General features: G+C 60.7%; 6 protein-coding genes and 1 rRNA gene. 1 reads left to right on the top strand and 6 read right to left on the bottom strand.

Going from position 1 to position 7,321, the window contains the following annotated elements; all coding sequences use genetic code 11:
- A 16S ribosomal RNA gene (locus CBW66_RS26375) occupies positions 1-92 on the bottom strand; the annotation flags it as partial.
- A gap of 633 nt (positions 93-725) precedes the next feature.
- Here CBW66_RS26375 and CBW66_RS26370 point away from each other — a divergent pair.
- Entirely contained in the window at positions 726-2,105 is a 1,380-nt protein-coding gene (locus CBW66_RS26370) for a sodium-dependent transporter (protein WP_086140525.1), read from the top strand.
- Here the strand turns inward: CBW66_RS26370 and CBW66_RS26365 are convergent, their stop codons facing one another.
- The 5 genes from CBW66_RS26365 to CBW66_RS26345 form a co-directional block, all read right to left on the bottom strand.
- Positions 2,106-2,720, bottom strand: coding sequence for a M15 family metallopeptidase (locus tag CBW66_RS26365; RefSeq protein ID WP_086140524.1), 615 nt, complete (start codon positions 2,718-2,720; stop codon positions 2,106-2,108).
- Entirely contained in the window at positions 2,720-3,622 is a 903-nt protein-coding gene (locus tag CBW66_RS26360) for a LysR family transcriptional regulator (RefSeq protein ID WP_086140523.1), read from the bottom strand. The genes CBW66_RS26365 and CBW66_RS26360 overlap by 1 nt, the downstream gene beginning before the upstream one ends.
- Before the next feature lie 82 nt (positions 3,623-3,704).
- A complete protein-coding gene (locus CBW66_RS26355) occupies positions 3,705-4,505 on the bottom strand; it encodes an N-acetylmuramoyl-L-alanine amidase (protein WP_086140522.1) in 801 nt (266 codons plus the stop codon).
- Positions 4,506-4,535: 30 nt separating this feature from the next.
- Positions 4,536-5,483 carry a BadF/BadG/BcrA/BcrD ATPase family protein gene (locus CBW66_RS26350; RefSeq protein WP_230492192.1) on the bottom strand — a complete coding sequence of 316 codons (948 nt, stop codon included), beginning with the start codon at positions 5,481-5,483 and terminating at the stop codon, positions 4,536-4,538.
- Between the two features lie 94 nt (positions 5,484-5,577).
- Positions 5,578-7,239, bottom strand: coding sequence for a glycoside hydrolase family 10 protein (locus tag CBW66_RS26345; protein WP_086140520.1), 1,662 nt, complete (start codon positions 7,237-7,239; stop codon positions 5,578-5,580).
- Positions 7,240-7,321: the final 82 nt, after the last annotated feature.

The raw sequence follows: 7,321 nt of genomic DNA, 5'->3' as shown, positions 1-7,321 counted from the left end.
CCACCAGAGCAAGCTCCGTGCTGCCGTTCGACTTGCATGTGTAAGGCATGCCGCCAGCGTTCAATCTGAGCCAGGATCAAACTCTTCAGTTTAATCTCTGTTACTTTGCCGTTTTACCGGCACCGTCATTGCTGACGGGTCGCTCACTTCAAAAACAACTGACAGGCCACTTCTTGCGAAGCGTCCTATTTCATTTATTTCTTCGTGAACATTTGATATTTTAAGTTTGACGCTGCTTACGCAGCGCTGCACTACATCAAATGCCCACACTTATCGACTGTTAATTGTTAAAGAACTGTATTCGGTACTGCTTTCGCGCTATCGACAAAGCGTTGTGTTTGTCAGCTGCGAAGAAGGAAGAGTATGCAGCATTTCACTACATCCGTCAACTCCTTCTTTTTTACTNCAAATGCCCACACTTATCGACTGTTAATTGTTAAAGAACTGTATTCGGTACTGCTTTCGCGCTATCGACAAAGCGTTGTGTTTGTCAGCTGCGAAGAAGGAAGAGTATGCAGCATTTCACTACATCCGTCAACTCCTTCTTTTTTACTACATCGCCGTTTCCGGTGATCCTCAAGTGCCGCAGTGACTGCGTCTCATTGGGGAGGCGAACTATAGCAAAGCGCCCCACCGGAAGCAAGGCTTTTCCCGGGTATTTGTGGCCAACTGCTACAATTTCGCCCCCTCAGCGCGAATCCGCGCCCATCTATAGAAGATTCACCATGAAACAACAAGCTCAAGGATCAGGCCTGACCCTGAAACGAGCTGGCTTTACCACTGGCTTCGGCGTGCTCGCCGCCACCCTCGGTTCCGCAGTCGGTCTCGGCAATATCTGGAAGTTCCCTTACCTGACTGGCGCCAATGGCGGCGCCGGCTTCCTGCTCATCTATCTGCTCGCTACCTTATTAGTGGGATTGCCTGTGATGATCGCGGAAATCACCCTGGGGCGCCGGGCCAAGGTCAATCCCATCTCCACCATGGAACAGCTGGCACCGAAGGGCAAGCCCTGGTGGCTGGTCGGCGTCATCGGCATGGTCGCCGCCTTCCTGATCGTCGCGTTTTACTCGGAAGTGGTGGGCTGGGTGTTTGCGTATATCGCCAAGGCCATCGATGGCTCCATCCTCAGCAGCGACAAGCTGGTGACAGAAGCGGCTTTCGCCTCGCTGATCAGCAATCCTTTGCAATCGCTGTTGTGGCAATGGGGCGTGCTGCTGTTTATCGGCGGCATATTGATGCTGGGCGTGACCAAGGGTATCGAGGCGATCGCCAAGAAACTGATGCCGCTGCTGTTTTTGCTGCTGTTGCTGCTGTGCGCGGTCAGTCTGTCGCTCGATAAGGCAGGCGAAGGCCTGGCGTTTCTGTTCCGTCCTGACTTTTCCAAGCTGACGGCTTCCGTCGTGTTGACGGCTATGGGCCTGGCCTTCTTCAAATTGTCCGTCGGCATGGGTACGATGATGACCTATGGCAGCTATTTCCGCGATGACCAGAATATCCCCGTCACCACCTTGCGCGTGATGGCGGCCGACCTCGGCGTATCGATGCTGGCCGGTATCGCCATCTTCCCCGCCGTGTTCACGTTTGGCTTCGCTCCCAGTGCGGGACCATCGCTGGTGTTCATCACGATTCCCGCCGTGTTTTCGCAAATCCCGATGGGGCAAGCTCTGATGGTGGTGTTCTTCATCCTCGCCGCCGTGGCCGCCACGGGGGCGATGCTGTCGCTGATGGAAGTGCCCGTAGTGATCTTCCATGAACGTTTCGGCTGGACGCGCACCAGAGCGACCATCGTGACCATGCTGCTGCTGGCCGTGCTCGGTTCCGTGTGCGCGCTGAGTAACAGCACCCTGGCGGACTTCAAGCTGTTTAACTTGAATATGTTTGATCTGTTCGACTTCGTCTCGTCGAATATCTTCCTGCCCGTGGGCGGCATCGCGATCGCCTTGTTTACAGGCTGGGCCTGGGGCAAGCAGCATTTCATCGAGGCGATCAGCAATCATGGCCAGTTGCAAAACAAGACGCTGGCGCAAGTGCTGCTGTTCCTGCTGCGCTTTGTCTCGCCCGTGCTGATCCTGATCGTGATGCTCAAGGGCCTGAAAGTCTTCTAGTTAGAGCACCCGGGTGTAGGCCTGGCGCACCAGCACCCGGTCGCCGCAATCGAAATGCCACCATTCGCTGTTGATGCCGAAGAAGCCCGCCTGGAACATGGCGTCGCGCAACAAGCGGCGGTGCGCCACTTGCTCCTCCGTAATTTCCCCCTTTTCCAGCAAAGCCAGTTCCAGCGCCGGGTGCGAGCGCTCACTCAGGTCATCAAAACCCGTGCCCATGTCGAGTTCCTGCCCGTCCGGGCCCACGATGGTGATGTCGAGCGCCATGCCGAAAGAGTGGATCGAGCCGCGCGACGGTTCCGCGATATAGCCGAGCAACTCAGTTCCCTGCAGCGCATCCCACAATTGCTGCTGCACCCGCTGCGGGCGCAGGGCGTCGAGCACCAATAAATGATGATCGGGGCGGTGCGCGGCCAACCAGGCCACGGCTTTTTCCAGCGCGGCGGCCGCGTCGCGGTGCAGCCAGGCGCAATCGATGGGGCTGTATAAGTCGCGGCCGACGAAGTTGTCGGGCGTGGCATAACGCAAGTCGACGGCGATGCCGGCGATGCTATTCAAATGCCGAAATTGCGGATCGCTGCCGACCGCTTCCAATTGCAAACTTGCAACAGACATCAGACTCCTCTTTCCAGGCAGTTGCGCGCCGCCACGCCGATGCTGTCGGCCAGGCGCCGCGCGCCATGCGACAGCGGCGAGTGGCTCGCCGTCAATAAATACAGTTGGATCGGTATCGTCGGCGCCCAGGGACGGCGCTGCAGCCGCTCGGGCGAACCGGACGCGGCCGTAAAAGGGTCGACCACGGCCATGCCGGCGCCCGCTTCCACCAACGAGCGGGCGATTTGATACGTCTGCACCACGGTGGAAAACACGGGGTGGATATCCTGCGCCTCGCAGGCCGCCACCACCAGTTCGCCCAGCGGATCGTTGTCCGCATGGCCGATCAGTTCGCCAGACAGGCCATGCGCCGTCAACGGCGTGCCGCAATCGGCCGCATGCCAGGTGCCGGCTGGCGCGATCACCGTCATGACGCCCTGCGCGATCGGTTCGGCCACGATGCCCGGATGGCGCGGGTCTTGCAGCGATACGGCCAGGTCCGCTTCACCGAGGCGCAAGGTATTAACGATCTCGCCCGTGTGGTGGGTAGCCAGCTGGCAACGCGTGTGGGGAAAATCGCGCCGCCACTCCGTCATGGCAAACGGCAAGACGCTGATGGCGAGCGTCGGCGTGGACACCAAACGGATGGTTTCCACCGCATGGCCCTTCAGGCTGGCCGCCAGGCGACGGATGCCCAATAAATCGCGGTTGAGCTTTTCCGTCTCGACAAACAGGCGGTGCGCCTCGGGCTTCGGATACAGCTTGCCCCGCACGCGCTCGAACAGCGGCATACCCAGTTGCAACTCGCAATGCTGCAAGACCTTGGTCACAGCTGGCTGCGAGATATGCAGCACCTGGGCGGCGCCGCTGATGGTGCCAACTTGCATGATGGCGTGAAACACTTCGATATGACGCAGCCGCATGAGCTATTCCTTTACCTTGCCGTGGCCGCCTGGGCCGTAACGTTGAGCATATAAGAAAAAGTCATGGGCTGGAACGGCCATGCTACTTTGTTGCAACAGCTGTGGCCGGTGTCGTCAACACTTCCAGCAGGGCGGCCGTTTCGCCATCGGGCATGCCATCAAAGCGCGTATTGCGGTATTTCATCTGGAAGGCGATCAGCACATTGCGCGTCGCTTCATCGAACACGCCGGTATTCGGCGTCGCATAGCCATGCTGGGCCAGCTTTTTCTGGAACCAGACGGCATCCGGCACTTGCTGCTCAAAAATGATTCGTTGTGCGGCCACGCGGTTGGCATCGGGCCAGACGATCAGGCCCGCGTCGGCCAACTGGCGCCATGGGAACAGCGGTCCCGGGTCCTGCTTGCGCTGCGGGGCGATTTCATTGTGGCCCAGGATATTCTCCGGTGCGATGTTGTAGCGGGCCTGGATATCTTTCAACAGCGGAATCAGTTCATCGATCTGTGCCTGGGGAAACGGATACCAGAGACGGCCTTCCGGCGTATCCTTGTAGCCAGGGTTGACGATCTCGATGCCGATCGAGCTGACATTCAACTGTGTATAAGTCTTCCAGTTACTCACACCCGCGTGATTGGCTTGGCGCGATTCGTCGACCAGCACGTAGAACTTCGGCTTGTCCGTGTCGGTCAGCAAATAATGGCTGCTGACGACTTGTTCCGTCAGGATCTTGATCGAGCGGGGCAGGTCGCTGACCGTGTAATGGATGACGATGAATTTTACGCGCGGGCTCTGGCTGCGCGCCGTCAAGCTATGGTCGAGGTGCGGCGCGGGCGTGGTACAGGCGGAAAGCAGGGCCACCAGCAGGGCGAGGGCGATTTTTTTCATGAAAGATCCGTGTTCGGGTTAATAAAATATTCAGTTCTTGCCAATACGCTGGCTCGCAGTCCTGGCAGCCAGCTTGGCCGCAGCCTCATGCGAACGGGCAACTTTTTGCTCCATCATCAACGATACAGGCAAAGCGGCACGCATGGCAGCCGCGATAACTGGATGCAATTGCGCCGCGCGCCCGGCCAGCACCACGGGACGGGGACCATAGCGCGCCGTCAGGGCCAGCGCCAAACGCGCCAGTTCCTGTCCCGCGCGCTGCAAGATGTCCAGCGCCAGCGGGTCGGCATCCGCACTGGCGGCCACGGCCAGTGCCAGCCGGCCGATGGCGCCCCGGTCCTGGCCATACATGAAGGCGCGCGACAGCGACCAGTCGCTGCCGCCCAGTTGCGCAAATACGGCTTCGGCCATGGGAGAGGCTTGCCAGCTGCCGGAGGCTTCGTCTTCGCGGCGCCAGATGTGGCGCAAGGCTTCGCGCGCGATCCAGTAGCCGCCGCCGCCATCGTCGAGCAGCACGCCGCGCCCGCCCGCGCGGTGAAACACGCCATCGGCATCGATCCAGGCGGCGATCGAACCCGTGCCTGCGTAGACCAGATAACCTTCGCCTGGTTCAAAACTGTCGCGGTAGGCGATGTCGATATCGTTGCCGATGCTGACGTCGCCGGCATCCAGCGCCAGCAAGGTGGACAACATTTGTGCCAGCACAACATCGTCGCCGCCAAAGCCCGTCAAACCCGCCACCACGGCACGCGGCTGGCCGACAGCCAGCACTTGCTTGCACAATGTTGCAAACGTGGCGTGCACGGCCGCGCGGCCCGCCTCGCTGCCCATTTGCAAGGCAGACAAGCCTGCGACGGCACCGTCGGCCACGATGGCGCCGTCCCCGTTGGCCAGCGCCCAGCGCGTCTGCGTGCCGCCCGCGTCGATGCCCAGCCCGAGCACGGCAGAGTCAGTATTGGTTGCAGGGAAGGAAATCATGGCATGAGTGTAAAGCCAAGCTGAGCTTGCAGGCATGAAAGCTTGCGCATGTTTCATGCCTGCAGGTTATGGACTAACGGTGCACGTTCAACAATTACTTGGCGGGAGCCGTAAACGGTGCGCGCACGGTGACGCGGGGACTTTCATTGCCGAGTCTATCCACGGCGCTGACCACCACCGCGTTGACTTTGCCGGTGGCATCATCAACCAGGGTCAGTTCAGCCTGCAAGCCAGTGACCACGCTGAAGCGCCAGTCTTCGCCATAGCGGGCCCAGACGGCGTATTGCGCCACGGCTTTGCCGCCGCCCGACGTCAATTTGACGTTCAGGCTGGTGGAATCGCGGCGCAAGGCCAGCACGGGCGTGCCCGGTGCTTCCTTGCCCAGCCATGGCGTGGCGGGGATCAGGGCAGGGCTTTGATACACGGTCGCCTTGAGTTGCTCGCTGACACCCTTGCGGTTCTGCATCAGGGGCACCATGCTGAAATGCACTTGTCCATTCGCGCCGGGGCGCGTGCGCGTCACTTCGATCTGCTTGATGATCTCTTGCGGCGTGAAGGATTTGGCGGAATTGTCGATGCGGCTCGTATATAAACCCGGCCACACGTGGCGGCCGTACGGGTTTTGCGCCAGCCAGTAGTCGAGCAGCACGCCAAACGCCTGCGGCGCCTGCGCCACGGGCCAGTACAGCTGCGGCGACAGATAATCGAGCCAGCCCTTGGCCAGCCACAGTTCCGCATCCGCATACAATTTATCGTACTGGCTGAAGCCGACGATGCCGGCAGGGCGGCGGTCGGGACGGCCGATGCCGAACGGGCTGATGCCGAAGCGCACCCAGCTCTTTTCGCGGTGGATACCTGTATACAAGGCTTCGATCAGCTGGTTGACGTTCTGGCGGCGCCACGAAGCGCGGTCGAGATCGCCGCCGGCCAGCAGATATTGCTGCCAGGAAGGCTCATCGGGAAAGGGCAGTTCGCGCTTGGCGCCGCCATTGCCCGCGTCCAGCGCGGCCGTCTCGGCTCCCGCACCGGCGCCAGGCGCATCGATCGGATACGGATAAAAGTAATCGTCGATGTGCACGCCATCGATATCGTAGCGGCGCACCACGTCGAGCACCACGTCCGTCGTATGCTTCGAGGCGGCGGCGTCGCCCGGGTCCATCCACAGGTAGCGGCCATATTGCTTGACGGACGTCGGGTTGGTGGACGCAAAACTGTCGCGCGCCAGCGGCGACTTGGCCGTCGCGTGGCGTGCCCGGTACGGGTTGAACCAGGCGTGCAATTCCAGGCCGCGCGCATGCGCCTGCGCCACCCAGAAAGCCAGCGGGTCATACAGGGGCAACGGCGGCTGGCCTTGCTTGCCCGTCAGGTATTCCGACCACGGTTCCAGCTGCGACGGGTAAATCGTGTCCGCGCTGGGCCGTACCTGCAGCACAATCGCGTTCAGATTCAAGGACTTGGCGCGGTCGAGGATGGCGATCGCCTCGGCTTGCTGCTTGGCGACAGGCAAGTTATTGCGGCTGGGCCAGTCGATATTGGCGACCGTCGAGACCCAGGCGGCGCGGAATTCGCGCGGCGCCGGTGGCGGCACTTCGCCCGTGATGTGCTGCACGGGCGGCACGGCCGGCAAGCCCGCTTCGCCCGGCGTCACTGCGGAAGGCATTTTGGTGCTGGTACAGCTGCTGAGCAATGTGGCGGTGGCCAGCGCGGCCAATACGCCGGCGCTGGCGCCCAGGCGTTTTTTAAAAGTAGACAACAAAACAATTCCTTGCAGTGGTGAAGCGCAGGTCTATCGGTGCGGGCATTTTACTGTGCGCCCGCCATCCATGCGGGCGCACGGT

Source organism: Janthinobacterium sp. GW456P (genome assembly GCF_002127655.1).
GTDB lineage: Bacteria > Pseudomonadota > Gammaproteobacteria > Burkholderiales > Burkholderiaceae_D > Janthinobacterium.
This window is presented reverse-complemented; position numbering and strand designations above follow the sequence as displayed.

Coding starts and splice junctions, on each gene's coding strand:
- CBW66_RS26350 (WP_230492192.1), bottom strand. CDS start 5,483: ATGATTTCCTTCCCTGCAACCAATACTGACTCTGCCGTGCTCGGGCTG.
- CBW66_RS26360 (WP_086140523.1), bottom strand. CDS start 3,622: ATGCGGCTGCGTCATATCGAAGTGTTTCACGCCATCATGCAAGTTGGC.
- CBW66_RS26370 (WP_086140525.1), top strand. CDS start 726: ATGAAACAACAAGCTCAAGGATCAGGCCTGACCCTGAAACGAGCTGGC.
- CBW66_RS26365 (WP_086140524.1), bottom strand. CDS start 2,720: ATGTCTGTTGCAAGTTTGCAATTGGAAGCGGTCGGCAGCGATCCGCAA.
- CBW66_RS26355 (WP_086140522.1), bottom strand. CDS start 4,505: ATGAAAAAAATCGCCCTCGCCCTGCTGGTGGCCCTGCTTTCCGCCTGT.